Source organism: Streptomyces sp. NPDC002623 (assembly GCF_053592635.1).
Genome location: NZ_JBSFWB010000026.1, coordinates 83,782 through 109,228 on the forward strand (window position 1 = coordinate 83,782; position 25,447 = coordinate 109,228).

The following is a 25,447-nucleotide window of genomic DNA, read 5'->3' on the forward strand; positions in this document are numbered from 1 at the left end:
ACGGCGGAAGGTCAGCCGGATGATTCGACCAGCGTGGACACCAGATGCCGCTGCGCATGACGGACGTACTCCCGTACGCGCTCCCACCCGTTCTCCTCTCCCTCCCGCCGGGTGCGCAGCCCCCAGGTCTCGGGCAGTTCACGCTCCTTGATCCACAGCATGTAGCCGCACACCGCCTCGCGCCGTTCACCGATCGCCTCCAGACGGCGGGCGAGCGCGCCGTCGCGGCGGGCGCGGGCGAGTGCGGCGAACATGTCGACCACGGCGTAGTAGCTGAGGACCGCCTCGGTCGTGCGGTTCATGCAGGCCAGCACCACTCCGGCCTCGTACCTCGCCTGTTCCTCCAGCCGCCGGGTCCGGCCGAACCGGCTCGGCCGCCCGTGATGGAAGTGGCGCCGGATGTTGTCGAAGTCGGGAACGAAGGGGGCGTCCTCGCCGGCCCCCAGGATGAGGGCGTTCATCGTGTGGACGTACGCGGCACAGTCCGCCTGCGTCGCCAGGCGCACCTCCCGGGGCAGCCCTGCGGTGAACGGCATCAGGGGCGGCTCGGCCCCGTTGCCGAGCCTGCCCTGGAGGATCGGGGTGAGTTCGCGGGCGATGAGGAAAAGGTTGCACGCGTCGAAGACCAGGTAGGGGTCCCCGGACCCGTAGGGGATCTCGCCCTCCGGCATGGCCATCGGGATGAGCGGCCGGGGCGGGAGCAGGGTGGCGGCGCGCGCGGGTCGCCAGGAGCGCAGGTATGAGGCGACCGTGGTGTCGACGTCGGCCCAGGTGCTGTCGCGGTCGGGCGTGAAGGAGTCGGGATCGGAAGCGTCGGATACCGCTTCGTCGGTGACGGCGAAGAGGGTGGGCAGGGCCCAGGAGAGGTTGGCCATCAACTCACTGGTCTGCGGCGACAGTCCGATGACGAAGCCCTGCCGGCCGTCGGCGAGCGGGCGGGCCAGCACCCGGGACTCCGGGTCGGTGGACGGCTGGACGAAGACCTCGACGGTGGAGGCCACTCGTCGGACCTCGTCCAGGCCGGGCATGCGCAGGTCGCGCACTCGGTGATCGCCGTCGTCGGTAGGGGAGAAGGCGTGGGCGAGCAGGAGCAGGTCGAGCAGTCTGCGGGGCTTGCCGGATACGTCGGCCAGCTTCTCCAGGTTGTCGAGCATGGTGCCGGTGGGGTCGGCGCCGCTGACGAAGTCCGGGTCGGTGAAGACACGGGCGAGCCGGGTGGCCTCGGCACCGAGCTCGGCGCTCTGGTGGTCGCGGAACATGATGCTGGGCGGGTAAGGAAGGGGCGCCGGGTCCGGCGCCCCCTGTGCGAGCAGGCCGTTGAGAGCGGAGCGCAGGGCCCTGGTGTCCCGTACGGGCACATCGCGGCGTGGCTTGCGGATCACGATCTGCCCGTGCTCGATGCGGGGATCCGACCGCACGACGACATCGGTCGGTCCTGCGGGGCGTACGGCGATGCCGTACCGGAAGAGGTGACGGAGCGCGGAGACGGCGTCCGCGAGGGCGGCGACGGTGGCGGTGCCGGTGAGGACGTCGTCGACGGGGGCGTCGGCGCCCGGCGGGCGTAGGTCCGCGTACGCGACACCGGCCCTGCTCAACACATCTCTCGCGGCACCCGTCTCCTCGCGATCCGACGCGGCGAAGAGATGGAAGACCACCTGTGTCCCGGTGTCGTCGCCGATGGCCTTCGGTGTCGTCGCTTCCCCCATACCTCGACAGCATGGCGGCAGACGGAGGGATGAATCAACCGATGGCAACGTGTTCGTCCGGCTGGAGCAGATCCCCCGCCATGCTCTCCGGCGGGTGTCGGCACATGCCCGCCGAGGCCGGGCCTGGAACTTCACGGATCCACTCCCATGCGGCTGGTCGGAATACATTTTGACGGTGGATGGCCACCGCACGCCGTATCGTCAGCCGGCGCCCGTGCCGCGAACTCGCGTGACCTCCGAGGAGGAACTGTGGTCATTGAGGTCAGAGGGCCCTCTGGAGTCTCTGAGCGGCGGCACTGGTCGACAGTGGACCTCTGGTCCGATCGCCAACACAGGCCTGTCTACGGCGAGCAGCCACTGACTGCAGCCGAAGAGAATCGGCTCAACGCCCTGCGCCATGCCGGGGTGGGGGTGGATATTCCCCTTGCCCTCAGCGCAGACTCGGCCCACATCGCGGCCGGGGCTGCCGAGCATGCTGATCTGCTGGCCTATCTGGCCTCGGCCGACCGATCGGGGTGGTCCTATCACTTCGCGCGACTCGCGTGCTCGTTCAAAGAAGGCAAGGGTGAGTACTTCACCGGCGCTGATCTGACCGTCGAACTCTTCGGCGATGGCGATGACGAAATGCGTCCGACGATCTGGTCGTTGACCCCTGCAAAGGTGCTCGACGGAGACGAGCGGAGCCACGAGTTCGGATTCACGAGCAGTCTGAAGTTTCTCCAGGTCTCAACCACCAGACACCGTAAAGCCCCTCAGGGAAAGCTTGTCCAGGGATACGGCATGCTGACGTCGATGGCGAGATGGGAGTTCACTCCTACGGCAGTCGCACGGCTGGACGGAGATTTCGAACTCGGACTGATTGTGCGGGTCCCCCGAGATGTTCCCGCTCACGCCGTCGTGACGCTGAACATCGTTGTCGAGAAACCCAGGAAGCTGGCCATGAACAGGAAAGCCGCGGTCCGCGGGGCAGCCAGCAGAACCATCGTGTTCGAAGGACCCGGCCAACCCGCCCGGTCACATTCGGGTCCGCCGAGATGAGCAAAATGCGGCTCATCGCAGTAGAGGCGATGCGCCCTCGTGGTCACCGTGCAGGGAACCCTTCGGTGTGTCCGGGCAGTTCGGCCAGTTCCCCGTGGACCACGGCTCGATGTGCGCCTTCGACAGCAGGATCACCGCTCCGCGAGCCACGCTCCTGGACATCCCCGTACTCCTGTCGCGGCGCCCCGTCATCCTCGGGCTGCTCTCCGACGCCATCATGGCCTTCGCGCACCTGCGGATCGTTCTGGCAGCGATGCCGCAGGAACGCCGTGCGCTGGTGATCGCAAGAGCTGGGGCTCGTTCAAGCCCGGCTGGGACTTCCCGCCCGGGCCCCCGCGTGCTGTCCATCGGAGGCGTGGACGTCCGTGGCGCCCGCGTCGGCTACTCCTCCCAGGGGCCCGGCCGGCCCAGCCGACGCAAGCCGGACGTCTGCACGTTCACGCACTTCGCCAGATCGAAGACGCTCGGGCCGAACAAGCCCGACTCGGGGACCTCGGCGGCCTGCCCCGTCGCGGCCGGTGTGGTCGCTGCGGTGCGCTCACAGCTACCCGCCGGTGAACTCCCGCCGGCCCAGCAGCGCACCCACGAACGGCACCTCGTTGAGGCCCAGGCCGAACCAGAAGCTCATGGTCGCCAATGGCCGGGGCCGACGTGGCGCGACAACAGCGAAGAAGGTGCACCAGGCGAAGAGCGCGGTCGTCACCACGTATCCCATCGGCATGCCCATGAACGTACCACCGTCAACTCGGGGAAATTTGCTGGGACTTCCCCGCCCGATCGCGCCGCCGCAGGTTACTCGTCCGGGAGATCCGACGAACCCGGTTCAACATCAGCGCACGCACGCGTTCTCGGCAAGGTCCGCATCGATCCGAAGTGGGCGACTGCTCTACGGACTGGCTGACTCAGGCACGGCCTCTTCGCCGTACGGCTTGTTCGCTAGTTTTTCTGCAGGGTGCGGGTGACACCCGCGATGACGGCGGTCGTCAGCACCCAGCCGAAGGCGATCAGCAGGTAGGCCAGCCACTGGAGGAGGTCGTTCGACCAGTACCAGGTCGTGCGCTGCCCCAGACCCCCGATGGGGATCAAGAGGTCGAGTGTGTAGACGAGGGGCTGGAACGGGGCGCCTTCGCCCTGTTTGACTGGATTAGGGGACTCGGTGTTGAAGGACAGCGTGCCCAGCAAGATGAGCGCGAGGAGCCAGACGCCGGCCAGCCAGGGGCGGTAGCCGTAGCCGACGGTCACGTCGAGGAGATGGCCCCATGCGCGGGCTGCCGGGGACAGTGCGCGGCGCCGGTGGCGTTGCTTGGCGAGGAGGACACGGCGGGCGTCGTCGTCGTGCCCAGCCTTGCGGTACCAGGCCGCCAACTGCTCATACGGTTGTGGGTTGTAGCCCGGAGTGCTGCGTATCCATGCCACCCGTCGGGCCACCGACTCCCGGTCGCCCACGGCCTCGTGGCGCTCGTCGTTCGCGTCCGCCCTCTTGATGGAGCCGTAGACGAAGCCGTCCAGCTCCACCCTCTCCGGCCAGCTGTGCTCGTTCTCGTGGAGGTACGACACCTGCGCGCCCCGCAGGTCGATGGTGCCGGACGGGGGGCGGGCGAGGGTGAGATCGAGGTCGACGGCTTGCAGGTGCATGGCGATCAGGGCCGGGGCGTTTCCGTCGTCGGTCGGCGGGCCGTTCAGGACGGCTCCGTCGAAGGTCACGTTGTCCCTGACCTGGGTGCCGCGCAGCCGTACCGTGCCGTTCGCGGTGAATCCCTCGGAGAACTTGAGCGACGAGGCCACGGCATTGTCGAGGGCAAGGGCCACGCCGCGTGGGCCGGGTCCTTCCAGGCGAGCGCCCTGCATGGCCAGGGTGCCCGGCAACTGCGCCCCCATCAGCCGGACTTCCCCGTGTGCGACGAACCCGTTTCGACAGAAGACACCCCCTTCCATGGCCAGACCACCGGCGGACAGGGCCCACCCATCGGGTGCGATCAACTCGGCCCCGTTGAGGAGCAGTCCGCCATTCACCCGGGCGTCGGTGAGGGACAGGGCGGTGCTCACGCGGTTGAAGGGTGTGGGGGCGCTGCCCTCCACCATGGAGTGCCGCAGGGAGAAGTTGCCCTCGATGCGGGCCGAATCGGCCTCGATGCCGGGTATCCGGCTGGCCGTGAACACAAGGGTCTGCGTCGACGCGCCGAGGAGATTCACCGCCTCCTCGAACCAGCATGCCTCCAGCCAGAGGGCATGGGCGATCTGCGCTCCCGCCAGGTCCAGACGTCCGGAGATCCGTGCCCCGGTGAGCCTCAGACGCGCCACCGCACCGGGTTGTCCGGTGTTCGCACCCAGCAACAACGCGACAATCAACGCCGCCCGCACCGTTCGCTCAGGTCCCCACCGTCCGCCGTCGGCGACCCGGTCCTCCCCCGGCGTACCCGTGCGCAGGTCGACCCTCCGCCCCTCGGGGAACGCGTCCCACAGCGCACGCTCAGGTGAAGTCAACTCGTCGTAGGAAAGCACTCATGCAGAGTAGTGATCTTCCTTCGTGCTCGCCCTGGTCCCACGCACCCGGATCGGAGGCAGACCCGTGCTGTTGGGGGTTCCAACTCCAGCACTTCCAACTCCAGCACATGCCCGGCATAGGGCCGGACGTACTCGGCCGCGGCAGCCCGACCTCGTCCGTCGGTGATCTTCGCTGGTACGGTCCGGTCATGCCGCGCCTGGTCGAAGTTCCGGGGTACGTACGCTTCTGGACCGCCTCGGCTGTGTCCGCGTTCGGTTCACAGGTCACGGGGCTGGCCTTGCAGATCCTCACCGCTGTGGCGCTGAGCGCATCTGCCACCGAGGTCGGCATCGTCAACGCCGCCCGCTGGGTTCCGTATCTGCTCTTCGGACTCATGGCCGGGGTTGTCGTGGACCGCTGGCGGCGCAAACCGATAATGGTTGCCACGGATCTCGGGAGGGCAGTCCTGCTCGGTGCGATTCCGGTGCTGTATGCGCTGGATCGGCTCACCATCCCCGCGCTGTGCTTGTTCGTCTTCGTATTCGGGGTGCTGTCTTTGTTGTTCGAGGCGGCGAACCAGTCGTATGTGCCGCAGCTGGTGCCAAGGGAGCTGCTCAACGCTGGGTACGCCCGCGTGCAGCAGGCCGACGCGGTGGCCGGCTCGACCGGCCCACTGATCGCCGGGGTCCTGATCAAAATCATGGGAGCGCCGCTGGCCGTGCTGGTGGATGCCCTCAGTCATTTGATATCCGGCCTGCTGCTCGCTTCGGTGAAGGCGCCCGACCCCGTCCCCGATCGCGGCGCACGGCGTAGCCTGGGCAGCGAGCTGCGTGAGGGGGTGGCGTGGGTCTACCGGCATCGCACGCTGGCGTCCATCGCCCTGACCTCGCACGCGATGCTCCTCTTCAACAGCATGGTGAGCACGGTCTTTTTGGTCTTCGCCCTGCAGAGCCTCAAGATCGGGGAATTCGGTCTGGGGGTCACCTACGCCTTCGCGAGTGTCGGCGCGTTACTCGGCGGTGCGCTCTCCGGTCGCGTGGCCGGACGACTGGACGTGGGCGCCACTCTGATCGCCTTCCGTCTGCTCGCCGCCATCGGCTGGCTGCCCTTGGTCCTGGCCGAGCGCGGACCGTGGGCGCTCGCCTCCGTGTCGCTCGCCTTCTTCATCGTGTCCCTGGCCATCGCCATCGAAAGCCCGGTGGAGATGAGCTACCGCCAGGCGGTGACACCCGACCGGCTGCGGGGGCGGATGAACGCGACGATCCGCTCGATGAACTGGGGGATGGTAGCGATCGGGGCACCACTTGGCGGAGTACTCGCCGACCAGGTCAGCTATCGCTTCGCCCTCTGGATCGGACTGTCCGGAGCGGTCGTCCAGGCACTCGCGCTGGCGGCTTCTCGTACCCGCAGGGCCCGTACTGCCGACGAACTCGATCCACCGGCAGCTGAGCTGACGCGCAGCGGCCCGGAAACCCCTGCCAGGGAAGGCAAAGACTGATCAGCTCACGGTGGCATCTTGGGCGCGGGCGGCAGCCTCGGTGCCCAGGACGATCGGCAGGTGGTCGCCGGGGGCGAAGTCGCCGATCAGCCGGCCTGTGGATGACAGCCGGGGCGATGTGCGGGTTGGCCTCGAAATCGCAGCCCCGCAGGGAACCGAGTGCGGCGGCCGGGTGTGCTCACAGGTTGCGGAAGTCCTTCGCGGCCGGGTACGTCACGTCGGTGCAGCCTCGCCGCTTGGTGATGTCGTCGACGTATGCGCGGAACAGGGTGGTCAGCCGCTGGGAGCCGAGGATGTCGTCGTAGGTGTAGCTGGAACTGAGGGTGTGCAGGGCGGGCTTGCCGTCGCAGACGGAGGAGGCCCACCACCCTCCCGTGGTGTGGCCGGCCGTTCCCGGCTCGATGATCGCGTCCTCGGCCCCGAGGAGCTCGTATCCCACCGTGCTCGCCTCCGGGCCGAAGTAGGAGACGGTGCGCAGCCACCAGGGCGAGTGGGTGAGGGCGCTGCGTGCGTAGTCGCGCTGGTCGTCGTCGAGGCTGTCGGCGATCCGGCCCACCTGGTCGGGGCTGACGGCCAGGAGGCAGCCTTCGAGGGGGTTCGCTTCCTGGACAGGTACCGCGAGGGCGCGGTCGGGCAACCTGTCCTGTCCCTGTTGCGTGAGGTGTGCGGCGAACCAACGGCAGGAGCCGTCCGCCGTCTTGGCAGGGCGAAGGGTGGTCGGCACGGAGGCGAGCTGCCGGCCGGGCAGGGCGGCCAGCCGGGCCTTGCAGCCGATCCGGGCGGCTGCCGCTTCGGCGGCGGAGCGTGCGATGCGGGCGAGACGTTCACGGTCCGCTGCGGAGACGTCGTCGTAGTCGGCGCGGGCGGTGACGTTCAGCAGTTCGGGGGCCGTCGCACGGCTGCCGGGGCCGCATTCGGCGCGGACGGTCGTGTACCAGTTCCCGTACCGGCCCAGGGTGCCGTCGCCGACCGGCCATGCCTCGGAGCGCCGGTCGGCGACCGCCGTGACATCGTTCTTGTCGCTGACGCTACTGTCGTAGAAGGGCTCGAGTCCGCTGTCGTCACCGATCCAGTTCATCGGCTCGGAGGCGTCGCTGCGCCGTACCGCCAGCGTGAACAGACTCGTGGTCCTGCCGGGGCCGGGCACCTTGTAGACGGTGCAGGAACTGTGCAGTTCGCTCGTATCGATCCGGTACTCGTCGTAGTCGCCGGCCTTCGCCCGGACCATCCCTCCCTGCAGGTCCATGACCGCGGCTCCGGAGACGAGTCCGTCGCACGCCGCGCCGATGTCGCGCTCGCTGGAGGCGCGGTCGCGGATGTCGTCGGCCGTCAGCCAGCCCGCATACAGGCTCAGGCCTATCCCGCCCCACGCCGTCCACCGCCACAGCCTGTTCAGTCCCGCGCGCACTGCACACTCCCCCTTGTTGACCCGTCCGGCGTGATCGATCTGCGCCGGTGGACGAGCGTAGAGGGCCACTTGCCGGCAGGTTCAGGGTGGGGTCCGCGGCGGTTGTGGAGGGAGAGTCCCCACAGGCTTGTGGGTTCCGCGGCCGTGCCGGCCGGATCGCCTGCGGGATCGACGTCCTGTATCGCTTTCCCGCTCGCCCAGGGGCGGGACACACGTTCCGCGTAGTCCTGCGGGCGCGGAGGCGGCTCGTAGTCTGGTCAGGTCTCGCGTCGCCCCTGGGAGAGGAGTGTGCTCGTGCCGCCATGCGCGCCAGGGGCTTCCGGCTGGGCTGCGCGATGCCGTCGGCCGTGAACGTCGTCGGTCGCCGGAGCCGTCCGGCGTTCGGCGGGCTGCGTCGGCTGACCGTGCAGGAGGTACGGGGCGGGGCCCGCATGATGGTGTGCGCCACACTGTCGTGGTACCTGGCGGTCGAGTTGGGCATCAACAGTGCCCCCGTCGCTGCCGTGCTGCCCGCGGTGTTCACCCTGTCCGGGATCCCGCTGTGGGCCCCTCGGCTGGGGCTCTACCGCCTGGGCAGTGTCCTGCTCGGGGTGTGCATCGCGGCGGTTGCGCTGCGCTGGCTTCCCGTGTCCACGCTCTCCCTGGCCATCGTGGTGAGCGCCGGATACCTCGCCAGTCTCCTGCTGCGCATCGACGGTGTTCCCAGCCAGCAGGTCCTCGTCAGCGCCGTGCTCGTGTTCGGTGTGCCCGTCTCCGGCTACCCGGAGCAGCGTGTCCTGGAGAACCTGGTCGGTATCGCGGTGGTCGTTCTCCTCGGCCCGCTGTTGTGGCCTCCCGACCCCTGCCGTCTCCTCTCCAGTCGACTGGACGCCTACCGCGACCGCCTCGACGACCTGCTCAAGGACGTGGGCCGCGACCCCGGCCGGTCACCGCTTCGTCAGGAGGCAGGGCAGGCCGAGGGCCTGTGGCAGCAGCCGCACGATCTCGCACGGGATCTGGACCGGGCCCGGGCGGCGCTGCGCTGGAGTGTGACCCACCGCCGTTCGATCCCCGCGCTCGACGAGCTCGGCCACCGCATCCGCCTGGCCGACCGCACCGCGGCTCCCCTGCACTGCCTCAGCGCACAACTGCACGCCGCTGACGGGCCGCCGGTGCCTGGCACCGCCGCCGGTCCCGCCTCGGACAGCCCCGGCCCGCTGCTGGAGGCTCTACGGCATGCACTCATCGTCGCGCTGGACGGCGCCGACCCCACAGAGCCGATCAGCCGGGCCCGGATGATCAGCCGACAGTACCGGCCTGCCCGTACCGACCCCGGCTCCGGCCTCGGCCCCGGCCCTGGCCCGCACGACAGCTTGCTTCGCGACATCCCGCTGCTCGTCCTCGACAGACTCGACGACTACCGCGCAGCGCACTTCACCGGCCGATGACCTCAAGTGGGTTGCCGGTGACGACGGCGGCCAGGAGGTCATGCTCAGGACGAGCTCAGGACGAGCTCAGGCTGGAGGACCGAAGGCACGGGCTGACCTCCCTGTCCTCCCACGGCCATCCGTTCGCGCGTCGTCAGGCCGTCGGAACCTGTCCGACCGCTGCCGAGGCTTCGGCCCCCGATGAAGTGACGACCTCAGAGCTCCCGTTCCCGCGGTCGGTGACGCCTCCGAGGAAGGCCAGGCCGAGGCCGGCGGCTGCGAGGGCCGCGCCGACCAGGGCGGGTGAGGCCCAGCCCCAGCCGGCCGAGATGGCCAGGCCGCCGAGCCAGGCGCCGCCGGCGTTGGCCAGGTTGAAGGCGGAGTGGTTGGAGGCCGCCGCCATCGTCGGGGCGTTCTTCGCCTTGGCCATGAGCAGCATCTGCACGGGTGTGGTGACCAGGGCGCCCATCGCGCCCATGAAGGCGAGTGTCACCAGGGCGGGAACGGCGCTGTGGACCGTGAAGTAGAACGTCACGAGCGACGCGCCGAGCAGGGCGAGCCCGCCGTACAGCGTCGGACGCAGGGCACGGTCGGTCAGCGGGCCCGCGATCAGTGTGCCCAGCGTCATTCCGATGCCGTAGAGCGCGAGGACCCAGGTGGTCGAGGAGTCGGAGAAGCCCGTGAGGTGGGTCAGGATCGGCACGAGGTAGCTGTAGACGGCGAAGAAGCCGCCGAATCCCACGACGGCGGTGGCCAGTCCGAGGGCGACCTGCTTGTTGCCCATGGCCCGCAGCTCGTGCCGGATGCCGGCCTGGCTGCTGCGGGGCTGGTGGGGGACGAAGGCGGCCAGCGCGGCCAGGGCGATGAGGCCGATGACGGCGACGGCGCAGTAGGCGTACCGCCAGCCCAGCTGCTGCCCGAGGGCCGTGCCGGCCGGGACGCCGACGATGTTGGCGATGGTGAGTCCGAGGAACATCCTCGACACGGCCCGCCCGGCTCGTTCCGGGGCGACCAGCCTGGAGGCCACGACGGCGCCCACGCCGAACAGCGCTCCGTGGGGCAGGCCCGCCAGGAATCGTGCGGCGAACAGCAGGCCGAAGTTGGGAGCGAGGGCGGATGCGACGTTGCCGACCACGAACAGAGCGGACAGCAGGAGCAGGAGTCGTTTGTGGGCGATGCGCGCGCCGATGCCCGTCAGCACGGGGGCGCCGACGACGACGCCGAGCGCGTAGGCGGAGACGATGTTGCCGGCGTGCGGCACAGACACGCCGACCCCGTCGGCGATCTGGGGCAGCAGCCCCATCGTGGCGAACTCGGTGGTACCGATACCGAACGCAACGAGGGCAAGGGCCAGCAGGGCCAGTGGCATAGAGCGGGAGTACCTTTCACGGGCGGCGATCCGGATGCGGCGGAGCAGACGGAACCATAGGTGTCCAGCTCCTGTGGCCAGTCGCGCCGGCCGCCATTGCCCGGTGCGCCCCCCAGGACAGGGAAGGCCCACAACGAGTGCAGCCACGGCACAGGCTCACGCATTCCAAGATCGGCCGACGGAAGCTGTGGCCTGCATCACACTCTGAAGCGGCTCACCCACGTGAGCAGTCGAGTTCGCCGACCGCGTTCAAGCGCCAGCCCGTCTCGTGGGCGATGCGCGTGTTGGAGCCTCCTCGGGCCTCCATGCAGGACGAACCTGCGCGCGTATCCGCAGTCGGTGCTCAAATATTGGGGCCGTAAGCCGTCCTCTTCAACCGCTCACGTTCGGTGGCGGTCGGGACTGTCGGGCAGGGATTCAGGTGGCCTTTGGCCAGTCGCGCAGTTGGGCGGCGATCCTCGCAGCGGTGCAGGTGGGGTCTCGCAGCAGGTCCCGCAGGGCGACGGCGTCCTCCCGGGCGGGTTTGACCGGGATCCCTGAGGCCTCCAGATACATCACGCCCGTCGCCGCGGCCACGGCCATGTTGGAGCGCTCCAGCCATCGGCAGCGGCCGAGGATATGCACCAGGGCGGCGGCGCGGGCATACGGGCCGTCGTAGACGGGCTGGTCCAGCAGTTCGGCCTGGTGGCCGGCGACCGCGGCCACCGGCACTCCGTAGTCCTCGGGGGCGGGATCTCCCGCGCCCGCGATCTCGGCGACCTGCAGGATCCAGGGGACGTCGATGTGGAGGTCCATTACGCGGCGTGTGCTCCGCGGGTGCGGCCGTCGGCTTCTTCGGCTTCGTCGAAGACGTCCTGGTGCTCACTGAGGAAGCGCTCCGCAGCGTTCAGGCCCCGCTGCCGCAGCCCTTCGGTGTCTTCCTGTACGAGGACGGCAATGTAGTCGCCGAGGCTCAGACCCCGGTCCCTGGCCCGGGCTTCCGCCAGTTGCTTGATCTCGCTGTCGACGCGCGCGCCCAGTTGTGTCTTCGCCATACCCTGATGGTAACAGCTGTTACCATCGCGCGGGTCTCTGGAGGAGAGGATCTCCGCGACGCGGCCGGGCGCGCGGCCCCGCGCTGTACCCCGGGCGCTGCAGCGGCGGGGCGGTCACTTCCGCCCGCACCGACCAGGCCGCCGGAACCGGCACTCGCCGGCCGAACACCTACAGCCGGGCGCGCGGGTGCAGATCGCATTCACCGAGGCGAGAAGACTCACGTCGTCGGCAACCTGCACTATCACCGATGGCCTGAACGCCCAGGCGAGCCCTTCCGATGGCAGGACCTGGACGGCTGCGTCCTGCCCAGTGCGATTCCAAGCGGTGCGCGGACCACGCAGGCACAGCTCGGCGTTTCAGCCAAGATCGCTGTCGCCTCAGACCCTGCGGAGCACGGGTAGTTGCATCCCGCACGCTCTGCATCCCCCGTCGTCAGGCGGATCTCAACACGTCTGAAAAACGTGCGTTCGAGGACCCTTCCGTGTCGTTGAGCCAGACGCCCTCGAACTCACGCGCGGCAGGAAAGGAGGCCCCGTTGCACTCGGCCCCAGGCAACGATCCGGTCGATCCCCCCTCTCCCGCAGCCGCGTCGGCACCCATCGTCCATGGCTCGGTCCCGGGCGTGCTCGCGCTGCTGCACGGCGGGGAAAGCACGCTCGTCCGGCGGGGCAGTCACGTCAACCAGCGTGGTGGGCATGACCGCCGGTTGCTGCACGAACCGGATCTTCAGCAGGGGCACCAGGGCTTCGGCATCGGGACGGGCACCGCCGCGACCGCGGCCATCGCCTGCTGGATCGGCGACGACGACCCGAACGCGGTCACACGGTCATGCGGGACCCTCCTCGGCCATGACCAGCGCTACGGTCGACGGGACCGCACAGGGCAGGGCCGTCTCGTCGCCGACGGTCACGTGACCGCGGAGTTCACCGTTCCGGGTCCTCGCAGTGGAGGAGCTCCGCGTCTCGCAGTTCGGGCCGATGCAGGCGAGATCTCCCGTCTGAGATCCGAACTCATCCTGTCCGAACCGCTGGACGAGCGCTGGCTGGCCATCTGCCGCGACCACCTCGCCGCGCGTCTTGTCCCGGGCGGGGACGCCCGGGTCCAGGCCGTCGCCACCGTTCCCGGCTACCGCCGCCGCGGCTATGCCAAGGCCGTGTTGACCGCGCTGCTCGCGCACCTTGAAGGGGACGGTGTGACGCTCTACGCGCTGTACGCGTCCGACGACTCCGCCCCGCTGTACGCCGCGCTCGGTTTCACAAGCGACCCCGCGTTGATGCGGATGACCCGTGTGCCGTCCTCAACTCATGCCACCGCGCGCGGGACCTGACCGGGGCCGAACCCGAGCGCCACGGCGAAAGCGAATCACCACACCGCACCATGAGGAGCAGCTAGGTGGCTTATGTCAGTCGGGACCAGTGGGACCAGCACTTTGCGCAGGATCGGGGTTTTCGCCGGCTCGGTCAGACCGAGAAGGACCTGCTGGCCGAGCACGTGCCCGCGCCGGACAACGGCCGGGCGCTGGACGTAGGTTGCGGTACGGGGGAACTGGCCGCCTACCTGGGCGATCTCGGCTACCTCGTCGATGCTGTCGACTTCGCCGGCAGTGCTCTGGCCCGTGCCCGGGCCGAGCGGGCGGACGCGGTGGGCGTGCGCTGGCTGTGCCTGGATGTCGCCGACGACGACGCGGCCGAGCTGAGCGACGACGGATACGAGCTGATCACCCTGCGGCTGGTGTACCCCTTCCTCGGCGACCGGCAGCGGATCCTGCACACGCTCGCCGGGCGGCTGCGCCCGGGCGGCGCGATCGTGGTGATCACTCCCCTGGCTGCCGGCACCCCGGCCGCCCGGCGCGACATCGCGCTGGACGAGGACGAGATCCGGCTGCTGACCGAGAGGTGGAGGAGCGCGGAGCGGTTCGACGCCGACGGCCTGGCGGTGCTCGTCCTGCGCGAGGCTCTCCGGGAATTCACCGCGTTGGAGAAGGAAGGGGCTCCATCGGCGCAGGCGGTCGCCGGCGCGTGCATGGTGGTCACCGACGCCTTCGGACGGGTGCTGCTCGGGCGCTCACGCGACGGCATGTGGGAGCTCCCTGGCGGCGGCGTCGATCCGGGTGAGGACCTTCCCGCCGCGGCCGTGCGCGAGCTGGCCGAGGAGGCCGGGCTGACCTGCCGCACCGAGGATGCCCATCTGGTGGCGGTCCTCCAGGACGACCGGGGCCTCGTTCGGCGTCTGTCCGGTGTGGTGCGCGCTGCCGCCTGGTCCGGTGAACCGGCCGTACCCGACCAGGAGCGCCACCGGTTCGAGCGGTGGGAGTGGCACGATCTGCACGCGCTGGCCGCGCTCGGCTCGATCTTCTCGCCGTCCGCCCAGGCGCTGAATCTCGTATGGCCGGGCGTGCTGCCCGGCCTGCCGTCCGTGCACGCCTACCTGGTGGCCGGTCGGCGGCCGCTGGTCGACGGTGAACCGCCGCAGGCGGCGCGGCTGCGACGCCGGATGACCGAGCGCATCGTCCGGCGCGGGTACAGCCTGTCGGCACCGGTTCTCGAAGCGCTGCGGAGCGTGCCCCGCCACCGGTTCGCGCCCGAGGTCCCCCTCGACACGGCGTACGACGACGACCTCGCCGTCGTCACCCTCAGGAACGGGGAGGGGCGGGCGGTCAGCAGCGTCTCCGCCTCGTGGTTGCAGGGCATCATGATCGACGGCCTGCGCCCGCAGCCCGGAATGATGATGCTGGAGATCGGGGCCGGAGGCTTCAACGCCGAGCTCCTCGCCCATGTCGTCGGCCGACGCGGGCGCGTGGTCACGGTCGACCTCGACCCGTACGTGGTGCACCGCACCCGGCAGTTGACGGCTGAGGCCGGCAGCGGCCGCGTCACCGCAGTCCTCGGCGACGGTGCCCTCGGCGCACCGGACCATGTCCCCGCCGACGGCTTCGACGGCATGGTGATCACCTACAACGTGTGGGACCTCTCACCAGCGTGGCGCGAGCAGCTCGCCGAGGGCGGCTACCTCGTCCTACCACTGGAAATGCACGGCTACACCCGCGCGATCGCCCTGCGAAAGCGCGGGAGCTTGCTCGAGGCGGGCCCCGGCGACTGGACGTTCTGCGGGTTCATCCGCGACCGGGGATCCGCAGCCCGCACCACCCCCACCGTCGATCTGCCCGGCAGGCTCCGACTCCGCTTCGAGGACGGGCTTCCCGCGGACACCGCCGGCCTGGACCAGGCGCTGCGAGGGCCCCGCTACGAACTCGGTACGGGCGTGAGTGTGGCGGGCAGCGAGTCGTTCGAGACCCTGCAACTGCTGCTGGCCACGACGCTGGACGGGTTCTGCCGTCTCGCGGTGGACGGCGAGTACGACGGCGGCCCCGCGTCCGTGCCGCGCGGCGCGGACGCGGCCGCACTGGTGAATGAGGGGTCTCTGGCGTATCTCACCCACGTTCTGGTCCAGGACGGGGACACCCCTGCCGAGCGGCGCAGCGAGTTCATCGTCCACGCCTTCGGCCCCGCCGGCGAAGGCCTCGCCGAGCAGATGGCAGCTCGGGTCCGTGCCTGGGACAGCACCGTCCGTGCTGCGGGCTACCCTCGCTTGACCGTGTACCCGGCCGGGACGGCGGACCGGGATCTGCTCGACGGCCATGTGCTGGACAAGGCGGACTCCCGGCTGGTCTTCCACTGGCCCGCCCTGAACAGCGACACCCCGGTCGCAGCGGTCGCAGATGCCCTGACGAACTCCGGAGACAGCCGGTGATCGTGTGGGTCAACAGTCCGTGGGGGGTGAGGAAGCATACGCTCGCGGCCGCCGTCCTCGTCCAGGCCCTACCGGGGCGGAACAGAACCGTCACCTGGGCGACTACGGCCGAACTCACCCGCGAACAGACCCTCGCCGCCGCACTCGACCGCCTCGGCACCCCGACCCGCACCCCTTGAAGGAGCCATCACGCCATGTACGGCAACGTCTGGGACACCATCAACCAACTCGCCCGCCGCTTCAACGAACACGACACCGCACTCGGCCTGGGCCAAGAGGAGCAGTGGAGCCTGCAAGTCCTCAAGATCGCCGAGGAGACCGGGGAAGCAGCCCAAGCGGTCATCGGAGCCCGCGGTACCAACCCCCGCAAAGGGACCGCGCCGTGGGACGACGTTCATGCGGAAGTCGCGGATGTGGCCATCACGGCCCTGGTCGCCCTGGCCCGTATGCGCCCGGACGACGCCGCGGAGTACCTCGATCGGCATCTGGCCGCCAAGTCGGCGAAGTTCCTTCCCTCCGGTCCCGCATCGGTCCCGACCTCGGCGGAACCGGCATGAGCAGCTGCTGTTCGACGCCGCAGCGAGCACCCGGCCACGGACGAGTGCGGAACCGCCTGGCCGGGACCGAAGGAGTCGGTACGTGACGGCTTCCGACGAATCACTCCCCCGTACCGCCGCATCCTCGGTGCCGACGGCCGCCGAGGACACGGTCAACCGCGACCTCACGCTGTACAACCACGGGCTGGCCGTCGGCGTGCTGGGCGGCGCGGTCACGTCTGTCGCCCTGCCGAGCCTGGCCCTGATCACGCTCAGGTCCACGCCGTTGGAGATGAGCGTTCCGCCAGCACTGGATGACATTCGGCCCGAGGTTCCTCAGCGCACTCGGCGCCGGCGCGCTCGTCCCCGTGGTCGGTCTCGGCCCGTCGATGGCCGTCGCGGCGGCCGCCACGGCCGGGGGATTCCTCGTGCTGGCCCGCTCCCCCGTCCGACGCCTTCGAGCCATACCGGCCGCCACCGAAGGGTGACGGTCGTCTGGACACATCCCGCGTGACCCCACCCGTCGGCGTGCTACCGGCGCTGCCGCTCATCTTCTACCGTGGGCGGCATCCCATGGACGCATCGCAATAGGACGTGTCCTCGGGAGGGCATCTTGATCAACCGTCGCCAAGTGCTCTCCATGGGGGCAGGTTTCGGGACAAGGGGGCTGCAGATCACGGCCGGAACTCCTCCGGCCGGAGCGGCGTTGACCTCGATTTCCCCACCCGCCCGGGTGTCATGGACCTCGTGTGTCAAGCCTCCCGGACGCTGACAGCGGCGCGGTGATGGCGAGGCACCTCGATCTCGTCGAGTAGCGCGATCGCCAGGTCCTCATACGTAATTCGGCTGGCCAGGTCACCATGCTCGGCGATCCGGTAGCGGCCGGCGCGCGTGCCCCCATGGTCGAAGTCGCCCGCCGGGGCCATGTACGTCCAGTCCAGGTCGCACGTCCGCAACTCATCGAGGCCCGCCGCGTGGCCGAGAGAGAAGGCGCGGAACTCGTCCGGGAAGCCGGGCTCGTCCATCAGGGGAGCCCCGGACGCACCGGGCATGACGGACGCGAGCCCGACCACCACCAGGCGGCGCACGCCCGCCTTCGCCAGGCCGTTGGCCAAAGCGCGGGAGGACACGGGGAAGAACTCGTGCGGTGGCACGGACAGGGTCGCGGCGGCACTGATGGCGGCGTCATGACCGGCGGCCGCACACTCGATGCTCACGGTGTCTGTGACGTCGCCCGCCACGACCGGCACATCGGTCAGGTCGCTGTGGCTCGCGGGGTCGCGCACCACGGCGGTCACCTGGTGGCCGCGCCGGGTCGCCTCAGCGACAGCCTGCCGCCCCGCCCGGCCACCTGCGCCGAAGACCACGATGTTCATGAGAACCACCTGTCGACAGTGCCGGAGCCCGTGCGCCCCGGCCGGTTCTCGGACGCTATCGAAGGCCATGGTTACCGCTGGGATATCGGGGCTAGGGTGAAGCCATGAGGGAACCCCTGCCCGCCGACATGTTCGACGAACTGTGCCCTTCCTCGCTCAACCCGATCCGATTCGGTGACAAGTGGGCCGCGTTCATCATCCGTTGCCTTGAGCACGGGCCGCGCCGGTTCTCCGAGCTGCGCGTGCCGCTGAGCCGCGTCACGCCCAAGGTCCTCACCCAGTCGCTGCGGTCCCTCGAACGAGACGGTCTGGTCAAGCGCACCGTCTACGCCGAGGCCACCCCGCATGTCGAATACGAGCTGACACCGCTGGGCCGCAGCATGCTCCAACCGATGGCGGTCGCCCACGCCTGGGCGGAGGAGCACTGGGACGAACTGCTCAACGCCCGCGAGTCGTACGACAACACCACTCGCCTCGACTGCGCCGGATAACGCGGTCAGACGTTGGGGACCTGCAGCTTGTCCCAACTGGCCTTGCCGGGCATGCCGTTGGCATCGTCACCTGCGAAGTGGAGCTTCCGCTGCCAGGCGGCGTAGGACTTCACATCGCCCGGGCCCCATGTGTCGGCGTTGGCGCTCGACTGATACTGGTTGCAGCCTTCGGCGACGAGCCGACGGTGCATTGCGGCGATGATCGGCGATTTCCGTCCGGTGTGGAAGAACGACTCACCGGGGAACGGCTCGGTATCCGGCGCGGGGACGGTGTGTGAATCCTTGAAGTGGTCGTACGCTTCCTGAGCCGCCGCGAGGACCTTGCCGTAGATCTGGTCCATGTGCGGGCCGGCGCAGGCGGTCGAGGACCAGTGGTGATGGTAGAAGAGGTTGTTCTTGCTGGGGCGTTCGCCGATCACCTTGGCGAAGTGCCAGCCAGCGAGACGTGCGGCGTTCTTCCAGGTGGCCTCGGGGACCGTCCAGCCGGGCGCGAGCGTTGCGTTCGCCATTTCGATGCTGATCGTGCTCTGGTTGCCGGCCTTGTCGCCGACGGCCCAGGCGAACTCGTTCACTTTGACGTACTGAGCGACAGCACCGGCGGCGTCCACGTCGAAGTGGGCCGAGGCCGGACGCGTCCTCCAGACATCGAGCACACCCTGGTGCGAAAGCCGGCCGCCGTTGTGGTGCAGCGTGACCGACGTCTTCCTGAAGGACTTGTGGGTGACGTGGCCCGTCGCGCTCAGCTCGTCGATGAGGTTGGAGACGGTACGGTCGTAGGCGATGGTGGCGGTCACTTGAGGGCCTCCGTGTCATTCTCGACGCCGTCCTCGGCGAAGGCGACGAAGTCGCTCTCCGGAAGGTCATCGAGGTTGTCGGTGCCGGCTCCATCGCCGGTGTCTGTCTTCTCGAGAGCCGCCTTCACGTCCTCGTCGTCGAAGTTCTTCTCGGGCATGACGCCGTCCTTTCAGTTTAGACGTTGGGGACCTGCAGCTTTTCCCAACTGCCCTTGCCAGGAACGCCGTTGGCATCGTCACCTGCGAAGTGGAGCTTCCGCTGCCAGGCGGCATAGGACTTCACATCGCCCGGGCCCCATGCGTCGGCGTTGGCGCTCGACTGATACTGGTTGCAGCCTTCGGCGACGAGCCGACGGTGCATTGCGGCGACGATCGGCGATTTCCGTCCGGTGTGGAAGAACGACGCACCAGGGAACGGCTCGAATTGGGTGGGGCCGGCGGGCCCGCCATCCATGTACTGCTGGTAGGCCCCGTTGACGAACGTGGACCACTGGTTCCAGTTGTGTGCGTCCTTGATGGCCTTCGCCGTCCTGGCGTTGTAGAGCGGGTCCTTGAGCTTTCCCGCAACCCTGAGCGTGTCCGGTGGGGAGAACTGACCTGGGTGCTTCAGGGAGCGTATCTGGAAGAGACCGATGGACGGCCCCCACTTGTGGTCGACCAGATCCTGGTCTCCGAGGATTCCTGGGTCGCCTTTGGACTCTGCCATGGCGACGGCCGCCGCGATTTTGATGTTGTTGCCGGTGAACCCTGCCTGTGCGGCGAGGGCGCGCAGCTCGGTCAGGCTCATTCTCATTTTCCGACACCCCTCTAACTTGATGATCAGAAGCCATGCCCACATGGCGCAGCACGGTGCCGGATCGAGGGCCGGGAACTGGCCGGAATTCCTCGACCCGGGAGGAGATATTGCCGAAATATGATAACTATGCCTGCGCGTAGGGTAGGGATGAAATCCCGCTGCGAGCTTCCTCTAATTGGCACGTATACACAGAGGAGATCACGAATCCTCTTGGCCGCGCCTCCGTGATGCGAGGCGGCTTTGCGAGGCGTGAAAGATCACTTATTCCCAGGATATGACAATGCCGGGGATCGGGCAAACAGAGCACTAAGCGAGGGTGCCTCGCGTGGCAAGTTTCGCGAGCTTCTTGTAGCAGGTCAGGGCGGCGGCCAGGTCGAGGAAGGCGAGGAAGTGCGAGCGCTTTCGTTCGTATCGGACGCTGAGGCGGCGGTAGCCGAAGAGCCTTGCTGTATGCCGCACGAACATCACGTCACGTGAGACACCCTCTGAGCCCCGCTAAGCCTTGACTGGTGCGGCCGACCTGGCGGCCTGCTCGATCTTCGCGCAGTAGGCTGCACGGGCTTCCTCGTCGATCTGCTGTTCGTGTTCGGGGCGCACCCCGGTCCGGCCGTCGAGGCCCTCGCGCAGGATGTCGGCGTGCCCGGCGTGCCGGTTGGTCTCGCCGAGGACATGGACCATGATGGCGAACAGGTTCGTGTTGGGAGAAGGCTCCGGCCACCACGGCACGTGGCCGGGGGCGTCGAGGGGAAGCTCGTCGATCGTCGCGTCCGAGTGTTCCCACGTGCGCCGGCAGAACGCGATGATCTGATCGCGGGTCTCGTCCTCGGCCGCCCATAGATCGTTGCCGTTGTAGTCCTGCCATCGGGGCAGCGGTTCCGGGGAAGGGCGGTCGAAGACCTCGCCGAAGTACCTGGCCTCGACGGTGGCCACGTGTTTGACCAGGCCGAGGAGGTTGGTCCCGGTCGCCGTCAAAGGCCGACGGGCGTCGTATTCGGACAAGCCGTCGAGTTTCCAGAGCAGCGCCTTGCGGTCCCGCCGCAGTCGCCCGTGCAGGTTGTTTTTCGCGAATTCATCGATCATGCGGCATGAGCCTGCCATGGGCTGCTCGTGGTCTCAAGATCCCATACATGGTCCGCAACGACTGGCAGAGCCGAGGCCCGGCCATCGCCGCCGCCTGACCTGCTACAAGAAGCTCGCGAAACTTGCCACGTGCGACAACCTCTAAGTGGTCGGTGCCGTAAATCCTTCGGGGGTTGTTCACGCTGCCGGTGCGGCAGAGGATTCTTCGTGGTGATCGGCGGTGTACCGGTCGAGCCTGGCCAGCGGTCTTCTCGTCCGCGCTGATCACGTACTCGTCATCGCCGTGCTGTTCGCCCTGCCAGGTGCGGGCGTACAGGTCCAGCACCCAGGCGGCCTTCAGCCGGAAGTCGGGGCTGGTGATGAAGATCCAGGAGCGGTGCTGCCAGGGCTTGAGCGCATCCTGGGCCAGCCGGCGACGCACGGTCGACGCCGACATGATGAACGGGGGCGATGCCCCGCCGGGCGGCCTCGCGGGCCAGTTCCGGGCACGACCAGGGCGGGAGCGTACCTCTCGGTCTCGACAGGCAGCCGGCAGGCCGGCGGCGCCTTCACCTCGGCGGCCTGCAGCGGTGCGAACGAGGCGGGACGGCCGCAGCGTTGACGGTCTCTGAGCCCAGGCAGGCCCGCCTGGGCGAGCCGGCCACGCCAGCGGCGCACGGTGTCCAAATGCAGCGCCGTCTCCCGGGCGATGCATGCGTCGGAGCGTCCACGCACGGCGTGCAGCACCACCTGTGCACGCACCCGCAACCGGTGCTCGTTCTTGTGACCGTAGGCCATCTTCTTCAACCGCACGCGTTCGGCGGCACTCGGGACTATCGGACGGCGGGTGCGGACGGGCATGGCGGGCGAACCGATCGCCTGAAGTGGATCACTGGTACCCGTGGCAGGCCTGCCCCCGCCCGTCACCTCCCCAGCCCCAGCCCCAGCCCCAGCCCCCGCAATGACCGGTATAAGAGGCCACTTGGACAGGGAAAACGCAACTTCGACATGGCCCGCGGAGGCAGCTACCTTCACCTGGTCTTCGGCGATCGCCCACGGTCGCACAGGAGTTCGTTCAGGCTGAGCCGCCCGCGACGGGATGAGTTGGTCATGCCCCACGAACCCTCACCCCCATACGAATGCCACCGAACCGGGCCCACGCCAGGGAGCCCCAACCAGGAAGAGACGCATGCCCCATCTTGCTCTGTACACATTCGGCGTCCTGAAGTCACCTCTCGCTGATCCCGCACCCCTCACGCGCGAGTTCTACGACATTGGTGCGGCCGTCTACCGGAAGATCGGTCAGCACCCCGGATACCTCGCGCATGCTGAAGCAGCGGACGGTGACCGGGGCATGCTCTTCGAGGCGGACTGGGGTGCATGGGGAGAGTTCGCCGTACCGACCTGGTACGGCAAGGGCCATACGGTGGAAACCACCGCCCTGGCCGCGACACTCTCACTCTGGACCGGCCTGCGCCCCGCCTTCGACGCCGTCTACAACGGTCTACACCGTGAGGCGCTGAACAGGCGTTACGACTGGTTCGAGAGGACAGGACACCCGAACTACGTGTGCTGGTGGGTCTCCGACGGCGTGACACCCATCTGGCAGGACGGCGTTACCAGGCTGGAACACCTCCACAACCACGGCTCCTCCGCGCCGCACGCCTTCACCTTCCACAACTCATTCGCCCCGGACGGAACTCCGACCAGGATCAAAGCATCGGGCCGAAGGACCGTCCGCTCTCACCCCGACGGGGACCTCGGCCAGACGAGATCAGACCATCGAGGTACGCCCAAGTACCGCTGTGGATCGACATGTTGGGGGCAGGCGGAAGCCTAGCGTCGGCTGTATGACTACCGGACGTCGCAGAGCCGCTTGCAGCTGCCTCGCCGACGGCCGGGAGCCGGGAGCCGGGAACCGGGAACCGATGGTGTCGGTGTCCTACCCGGCGCGCGGGACGTGCGGTTCCCCAGCTGCATACATGACCGTTGTGGAGGCTCAGCTCCTGTTGGAGGCCAGAGGGCTGGGCAGCGTGGTGCCCGCCGCAACGGTCGCAGGGGCACGTACTCATGCTCAGTACGGCGTACTCCCGGCGTCGGGGCGTTTCCCGTTGGTGCTGCTCTCTCCGGGATTCTCGATGCCGCGCACCACACTCACGTCGATCGCCGACGATCTGGCGAGTCGCGGCTACGTCGTTGCCTCCGTGGACCACGCGTACGAATCCGTCGGCACGGCCTTTCCCCGAGACCGACGACTGGTGCGAGGTATGCAGCCGCCGCATGTCCTCCTCACCGGCCTCCTCCCCCGCCCCGGTACACCACGCGGCGCACCCCGCCGCAGAGTTCTGCCCCGATTGCGGCGCGCCCCGCGAGAGCCTCGCCCAGTTCTGCGAGGAGTGCCGCTACGACTTCGTCACCCACACCAGCACCGTCTTCGTCCCCAGTCACCGCCGACGCAGTCCTTCTCCTCCGCGGGAGTTGCCGCCGCCCCGCCGACCTGGACCGCCACCGTCCGCGCCGACCGTGACCATTTCACCGCGACGACGGCCCGCGGCGGCCCCGAGGGTCAGGGGGGCCTGGTTCCCCGGCGACTCCCTCGAGATGGAGTCGCGCCCCTGCCGACGGTCACGCCAGGGGATCGGTATCGTCCGCCCCGATGCCCTGATCCGCGGCTGAGCGGACGGCACGGAGGAGGAGCGCCATGGCCGATCGCCGGCAGGGAACCCCGTCGGACGACGGATCTGCGTCGCGGGCACCGGAGGCCCGTCGGACGAACACGCACGACACGGTGCGCCTCGCGGTGGTCATCGGTGCTCTCGGCGTGGTCTTCGGCGACATCGGCACCAGCCCGATCTACACCCTCCAGACGGTGTTCAACCCCGACGACCCGCACCCCGTCCCGGTCAGCACGGACAACGTGTACGGGGTGGTGTCCCTGGTGTTCTGGTCGGTGATGATCATCGTCACGGTCACCTACGTGCTGCTGGCGATGCGCGCCGACAACGACGGCGAGGGCGGCATCATGGCGCTGATCACCCTGCTGCGGCGGTGGAGTTCACAGCGTGGGCGTCGGGCAGCGGTCGTACTGGCCGGGCTCGGCATCTTCGGTGCGTCGCTGTTCTTCGGTGACAGCATGATCACCCCGGCGATCTCGGTGCTGTCCGCGGTGGAAGGACTCAAGGTCGTCGAGCCGTCGCTGGACAGCGCGGTCGTGCCGATCACCGCGGTGATCATCGTGTTGCTGTTCCTGGTGCAGCGCCGGGGAACCGCGGCGGTGGGCCGGGTGTTCGGGCCGGTCATGATCGTCTGGTTCACGGCCATCGGCGCGTGCGGCGTCGTCGGCATCGCCGACCACCCGGACATCCTCAAGGCGCTGTCACCGACGTACGCGCTGGGCTTCCTGTTCGGCCACTGGGGCACCGCCTTCTTCGCCCTGGCCGCGATCGTGCTCGCGGTCACCGGCGCCGAGGCGCTCTACGCCGACATGGGGCACTTCGGACGCCGGGCGATCACCCGAGGCTGGCTGTTCCTCGTCCTGCCCGCCTGCGTACTGAGCTACCTCGGCCAGGGCGCGCTGATCCTGGACGATCCGGACAACATCAGCAGCCCCTTCTTCCTGCTCGTGCCCGACTGGGGGCGCTGGCCGATGGTCATCCTTGCGACGGCGGCGACCGTGATCGCCTCCCAGGCGGTGATCACCGGCGCGTACTCGGTCGCCTCCCAGGCGGCTCAGCTCGGCTATCTGCCGAGACTGCGCATCGCGCACACCTCCGAGTCCACCATCGGTCAGATCTACGTCCCCTGGATCAACTGGCTGTTGATGGTCTCGGTGCTCACCCTGGTCTTCGCCTTCCGTACCTCCGCCGCGCTGGCCTTCGCGTTCGGTATGGCGGTCACCGGCACCATCACGATCACCACCCTGCTGTTCTTCTACGTCGCCCGTGCCAAGTGGGGTACGCCCCGGTGGCTGCTCGCCATCGGAGCGGGTGTGCTGCTCTTCGTGGACCTGCTGTTCGTGGCGGCCAACCTGACCAAGCTCGTCCACGGCGCGTGGCTGCCGCTGCTGATCGGTCTCACCGCGTTCACGGTCATGACGACCTGGCAGCGCGGCCGTGAGCTCGTCACGGCGGAACGAGCGCGCCAGGAGGGCCCGCTGACCGAGTTCATCGACCACCTCCGCACCGGGCAGGAGCCGACGCTGCGGGCGCCCGGCACGGCCGTCTTCCTCAACCGGGACAAGGAGACCGCGCCCCTGGCCATGCGGGCCAACGTCGAGCACAACCACGTGCGGCACGACCAGGTCGTGATCCTGTCCATCGGGACCGAGCCCGTACCCCGCGTCCCGGCCGACCAGCGGATCGTCGTCGACGACCTCGGGTACGCCGACGACGGGATCATCCACGTCACCGCCCGGTTCGGCTACATGGAGGCACCGGACGTGCCCGGCGCACTGGCCATGCTCGACCCGGCCGAAACCGAAGGACCTCTGCAACTCGACCAGGCGTCCTACTTCCTGTCGAAGATCGAGCTCCGTCGCGGGAAAGCCCCGACGATGGCGCCCTGGCGCAAGCGACTGTTCATCGCCACCTCCTACATCACGGCCGACGCCGCCGAGCACTTCGGCCTGCCCCGCGACCGCACGGTCATCATGGGCTCGCACATCGAGGTGTAGGCGCACCGGACACTCGGGAACGGGTACG

26 protein-coding genes and 2 pseudogenes are annotated in these 25,447 nt (G+C 68.8%); 13 read left to right on the plus strand and 15 right to left on the minus strand.

Translation table 11 applies throughout. From position 1 onward, the window contains the following. Positions 1-11: 11 nt before the first annotated feature. Positions 12-1,706 (minus strand): hypothetical protein, encoded by a 1,695-nt coding sequence (locus ACWD4O_RS35540; RefSeq protein ID WP_451286342.1) that lies wholly within the window; start codon positions 1,704-1,706, stop codon positions 12-14. Positions 1,707-1,955: 249 nt separating this feature from the next. Between ACWD4O_RS35540 and ACWD4O_RS35545 the strand changes: the two genes are divergently transcribed. Beyond that, complete coding sequence (locus ACWD4O_RS35545) at positions 1,956-2,744, plus strand: hypothetical protein (RefSeq protein ID WP_451286344.1); 789 nt, start codon at positions 1,956-1,958, stop codon at positions 2,742-2,744. 253 nt (positions 2,745-2,997) lie between these two features. Further along, positions 2,998-3,273 (plus strand): annotated as a pseudogene (locus ACWD4O_RS35550) (S8 family serine peptidase); the annotation flags it as partial. Between the two features lie 15 nt (positions 3,274-3,288). On the opposite strand, the gene ACWD4O_RS35555 reads toward ACWD4O_RS35550, so the two are convergent. After that, a complete protein-coding gene (locus ACWD4O_RS35555; RefSeq protein ID WP_451286446.1) occupies positions 3,289-3,465 on the minus strand; it encodes a hypothetical protein in 177 nt (58 codons plus the stop codon). Positions 3,466-3,680: 215 nt separating this feature from the next. Continuing rightward, complete coding sequence (locus ACWD4O_RS35560; RefSeq protein ID WP_451286346.1) at positions 3,681-5,246, minus strand: oxidoreductase; 1,566 nt, start codon at positions 5,244-5,246, stop codon at positions 3,681-3,683. A gap of 191 nt (positions 5,247-5,437) precedes the next feature. On the opposite strand from ACWD4O_RS35560, the gene ACWD4O_RS35565 reads away from it, so the two are divergent. Then, positions 5,438-6,727, plus strand: coding sequence for an MFS transporter (locus ACWD4O_RS35565; protein WP_451286347.1), 1,290 nt, complete (start codon positions 5,438-5,440; stop codon positions 6,725-6,727). 178 nt (positions 6,728-6,905) lie between these two features. Here ACWD4O_RS35565 and ACWD4O_RS35570 read toward each other — a convergent pair whose 3' ends face one another. Then, entirely contained in the window at positions 6,906-8,135 is a 1,230-nt protein-coding gene (locus tag ACWD4O_RS35570) for a hypothetical protein (protein ID WP_451286349.1), read from the minus strand. Between the two features lie 302 nt (positions 8,136-8,437). Here ACWD4O_RS35570 and ACWD4O_RS35575 point away from each other — a divergent pair, with 302 nt between their 5' ends. Further along, positions 8,438-9,562: a hypothetical protein gene (locus tag ACWD4O_RS35575; RefSeq protein WP_451286351.1), complete on the plus strand. Its 1,125-nt coding sequence runs from the start codon at positions 8,438-8,440 to the stop codon at positions 9,560-9,562. Positions 9,563-9,695: 133 nt separating this feature from the next. Here the strand turns inward: ACWD4O_RS35575 and ACWD4O_RS35580 are convergent, their stop codons facing one another. From ACWD4O_RS35580 to ACWD4O_RS35590, 3 genes are all read right to left on the minus strand, one after another. Next, entirely contained in the window at positions 9,696-10,910 is a 1,215-nt protein-coding gene (locus ACWD4O_RS35580; protein ID WP_451286353.1) for an MFS transporter, read from the minus strand. A 417-nt stretch (positions 10,911-11,327) separates the two neighbouring features. Next, entirely contained in the window at positions 11,328-11,705 is a 378-nt protein-coding gene (locus ACWD4O_RS35585) for a fic family toxin-antitoxin system, toxin component (RefSeq protein ID WP_451286354.1), read from the minus strand. Further along, a complete protein-coding gene (locus tag ACWD4O_RS35590) occupies positions 11,705-11,944 on the minus strand; it encodes a hypothetical protein (RefSeq protein ID WP_451286356.1) in 240 nt (79 codons plus the stop codon). Before ACWD4O_RS35590 ends, ACWD4O_RS35585 begins: the two co-directional genes overlap by 1 nt. Positions 11,945-12,480: 536 nt before the next feature. On the opposite strand from ACWD4O_RS35590, the gene ACWD4O_RS35595 reads away from it, so the two are divergent. The 5 genes from ACWD4O_RS35595 (at position 12,481) to ACWD4O_RS35615 (ending at position 16,719) form a co-directional block, all read left to right on the plus strand. Then, complete coding sequence (locus tag ACWD4O_RS35595) at positions 12,481-13,272, plus strand: GNAT family N-acetyltransferase (protein ID WP_451286357.1); 792 nt, start codon at positions 12,481-12,483, stop codon at positions 13,270-13,272. A 65-nt stretch (positions 13,273-13,337) separates the two neighbouring features. Further along, positions 13,338-15,695 (plus strand): methyltransferase, FxLD system, encoded by a 2,358-nt coding sequence (gene fxlM / locus ACWD4O_RS35600; RefSeq protein WP_451286358.1) that lies wholly within the window; start codon positions 13,338-13,340, stop codon positions 15,693-15,695. 26 nt (positions 15,696-15,721) lie between these two features. Continuing rightward, on the plus strand, positions 15,722-15,874 hold the full coding sequence (locus ACWD4O_RS35605; RefSeq protein WP_451286360.1) for a hypothetical protein: 153 nt from the start codon (positions 15,722-15,724) through the stop codon (positions 15,872-15,874). 15 nt (positions 15,875-15,889) lie between these two features. Continuing rightward, complete coding sequence (locus ACWD4O_RS35610) at positions 15,890-16,252, plus strand: MazG-like family protein (RefSeq protein ID WP_451286362.1); 363 nt, start codon at positions 15,890-15,892, stop codon at positions 16,250-16,252. Between the two features lie 293 nt (positions 16,253-16,545). Continuing rightward, complete coding sequence (locus tag ACWD4O_RS35615; protein ID WP_451286364.1) at positions 16,546-16,719, plus strand: hypothetical protein; 174 nt, start codon at positions 16,546-16,548, stop codon at positions 16,717-16,719. Between the two features lie 264 nt (positions 16,720-16,983). On the opposite strand, the gene ACWD4O_RS35620 is transcribed toward ACWD4O_RS35615, so the two are convergent. Then, on the minus strand, positions 16,984-17,607 hold the full coding sequence (locus tag ACWD4O_RS35620) for an NAD(P)-dependent oxidoreductase (protein ID WP_451286366.1): 624 nt from the start codon (positions 17,605-17,607) through the stop codon (positions 16,984-16,986). A gap of 104 nt (positions 17,608-17,711) precedes the next feature. On the opposite strand from ACWD4O_RS35620, the gene ACWD4O_RS35625 reads away from it, so the two are divergent. Continuing rightward, positions 17,712-18,098, plus strand: a complete 387-nt coding sequence (locus tag ACWD4O_RS35625) for a winged helix-turn-helix transcriptional regulator (protein ID WP_451286368.1) — start codon at positions 17,712-17,714, stop codon at positions 18,096-18,098. 5 nt (positions 18,099-18,103) lie between these two features. On the opposite strand, the gene ACWD4O_RS35630 is transcribed toward ACWD4O_RS35625, so the two are convergent. The 7 genes from ACWD4O_RS35630 to ACWD4O_RS35660 form a co-directional block, all read right to left on the minus strand. Continuing rightward, entirely contained in the window at positions 18,104-18,892 is a 789-nt protein-coding gene (locus tag ACWD4O_RS35630; RefSeq protein WP_451286369.1) for a peptidoglycan-binding protein, read from the minus strand. Continuing rightward, a complete protein-coding gene (locus ACWD4O_RS35635; protein ID WP_451286371.1) occupies positions 18,889-19,050 on the minus strand; it encodes a hypothetical protein in 162 nt (53 codons plus the stop codon). The genes ACWD4O_RS35630 and ACWD4O_RS35635 overlap by 4 nt, the downstream gene beginning before the upstream one ends. A 17-nt stretch (positions 19,051-19,067) precedes the next feature. Further along, on the minus strand, positions 19,068-19,679 hold the full coding sequence (locus ACWD4O_RS35640; RefSeq protein ID WP_451286373.1) for a peptidoglycan-binding protein: 612 nt from the start codon (positions 19,677-19,679) through the stop codon (positions 19,068-19,070). A 315-nt stretch (positions 19,680-19,994) separates the two neighbouring features. After that, positions 19,995-20,147 carry a hypothetical protein gene (locus tag ACWD4O_RS35645; RefSeq protein WP_451286448.1) on the minus strand — a complete coding sequence of 51 codons (153 nt, stop codon included), beginning with the start codon at positions 20,145-20,147 and terminating at the stop codon, positions 19,995-19,997. Between the two features lie 36 nt (positions 20,148-20,183). After that, positions 20,184-20,768, minus strand: coding sequence for a DinB family protein (locus ACWD4O_RS35650; RefSeq protein WP_451286375.1), 585 nt, complete (start codon positions 20,766-20,768; stop codon positions 20,184-20,186). Further along, positions 20,758-21,204, minus strand: coding sequence for a hypothetical protein (locus tag ACWD4O_RS35655; RefSeq protein ID WP_451286450.1), 447 nt, complete (start codon positions 21,202-21,204; stop codon positions 20,758-20,760). Before ACWD4O_RS35655 ends, ACWD4O_RS35650 begins: the two co-directional genes overlap by 11 nt. Continuing rightward, the gene (locus tag ACWD4O_RS35660) at positions 21,105-21,608 is read right to left on the minus strand and encodes a helix-turn-helix domain-containing protein (protein ID WP_451286377.1); all 504 of its coding nucleotides are present in this window, start codon (positions 21,606-21,608) and stop codon (positions 21,105-21,107) included. Before ACWD4O_RS35660 ends, ACWD4O_RS35655 begins: the two co-directional genes overlap by 100 nt. Positions 21,609-21,936: 328 nt before the next feature. Here ACWD4O_RS35660 and ACWD4O_RS35665 point away from each other — a divergent pair, with 328 nt between their 5' ends. From ACWD4O_RS35665 to ACWD4O_RS35675, 3 genes and pseudogenes are all read left to right on the plus strand, one after another. Then, positions 21,937-22,587 (plus strand): DUF3291 domain-containing protein, encoded by a 651-nt coding sequence (locus tag ACWD4O_RS35665; protein WP_451286379.1) that lies wholly within the window; start codon positions 21,937-21,939, stop codon positions 22,585-22,587. Between the two features lie 142 nt (positions 22,588-22,729). After that, positions 22,730-22,969: pseudogene (locus tag ACWD4O_RS35670) on the plus strand (alpha/beta hydrolase); the annotation flags it as partial. Positions 22,970-23,448: 479 nt separating this feature from the next. Beyond that, on the plus strand, positions 23,449-25,419 hold the full coding sequence (locus tag ACWD4O_RS35675) for a potassium transporter Kup (protein WP_451286381.1): 1,971 nt from the start codon (positions 23,449-23,451) through the stop codon (positions 25,417-25,419). Positions 25,420-25,447: the final 28 nt, after the last annotated feature.

What these genes read in the sequence shown, in the direction of transcription:
- ACWD4O_RS35650 (WP_451286375.1), bottom strand. Translation starts at nt 20,768, where the DNA reads ATGATCGATGAATTCGCGAAAAACAACCTGCACGGGCGACTGCGGCGG.
- ACWD4O_RS35565 (WP_451286347.1), top strand. Translation starts at nt 5,438, where the DNA reads ATGCCGCGCCTGGTCGAAGTTCCGGGGTACGTACGCTTCTGGACCGCC.
- ACWD4O_RS35585 (WP_451286354.1), bottom strand. Translation starts at nt 11,705, where the DNA reads ATGGACCTCCACATCGACGTCCCCTGGATCCTGCAGGTCGCCGAGATC.
- ACWD4O_RS35575 (WP_451286351.1), top strand. Translation starts at nt 8,438, where the DNA reads ATGCGCGCCAGGGGCTTCCGGCTGGGCTGCGCGATGCCGTCGGCCGTG.
- ACWD4O_RS35655 (WP_451286450.1), bottom strand. Translation starts at nt 21,204, where the DNA reads ATGTCGGCGTCGACCGTGCGTCGCCGGCTGGCCCAGGATGCGCTCAAG.
- ACWD4O_RS35640 (WP_451286373.1), bottom strand. Translation starts at nt 19,679, where the DNA reads ATGAGCCTGACCGAGCTGCGCGCCCTCGCCGCACAGGCAGGGTTCACC.
- ACWD4O_RS35580 (WP_451286353.1), bottom strand. Translation starts at nt 10,910, where the DNA reads ATGCCACTGGCCCTGCTGGCCCTTGCCCTCGTTGCGTTCGGTATCGGT.
- ACWD4O_RS35620 (WP_451286366.1), bottom strand. Translation starts at nt 17,607, where the DNA reads ATGAACATCGTGGTCTTCGGCGCAGGTGGCCGGGCGGGGCGGCAGGCT.
- ACWD4O_RS35665 (WP_451286379.1), top strand. Translation starts at nt 21,937, where the DNA reads ATGCCCCATCTTGCTCTGTACACATTCGGCGTCCTGAAGTCACCTCTC.
- ACWD4O_RS35625 (WP_451286368.1), top strand. Translation starts at nt 17,712, where the DNA reads ATGAGGGAACCCCTGCCCGCCGACATGTTCGACGAACTGTGCCCTTCC.
- ACWD4O_RS35555 (WP_451286446.1), bottom strand. Translation starts at nt 3,465, where the DNA reads ATGCCGATGGGATACGTGGTGACGACCGCGCTCTTCGCCTGGTGCACC.
- ACWD4O_RS35610 (WP_451286362.1), top strand. Translation starts at nt 15,890, where the DNA reads ATGTACGGCAACGTCTGGGACACCATCAACCAACTCGCCCGCCGCTTC.
- ACWD4O_RS35635 (WP_451286371.1), bottom strand. Translation starts at nt 19,050, where the DNA reads ATGCCCGAGAAGAACTTCGACGACGAGGACGTGAAGGCGGCTCTCGAG.
- ACWD4O_RS35660 (WP_451286377.1), bottom strand. Translation starts at nt 21,608, where the DNA reads ATGCCCGTCCGCACCCGCCGTCCGATAGTCCCGAGTGCCGCCGAACGC.
- ACWD4O_RS35615 (WP_451286364.1), top strand. Translation starts at nt 16,546, where the DNA reads ATGACATTCGGCCCGAGGTTCCTCAGCGCACTCGGCGCCGGCGCGCTC.
- ACWD4O_RS35675 (WP_451286381.1), top strand. Translation starts at nt 23,449, where the DNA reads ATGGCCGATCGCCGGCAGGGAACCCCGTCGGACGACGGATCTGCGTCG.
- ACWD4O_RS35540 (WP_451286342.1), bottom strand. Translation starts at nt 1,706, where the DNA reads ATGGGGGAAGCGACGACACCGAAGGCCATCGGCGACGACACCGGGACA.
- ACWD4O_RS35590 (WP_451286356.1), bottom strand. Translation starts at nt 11,944, where the DNA reads ATGGCGAAGACACAACTGGGCGCGCGCGTCGACAGCGAGATCAAGCAA.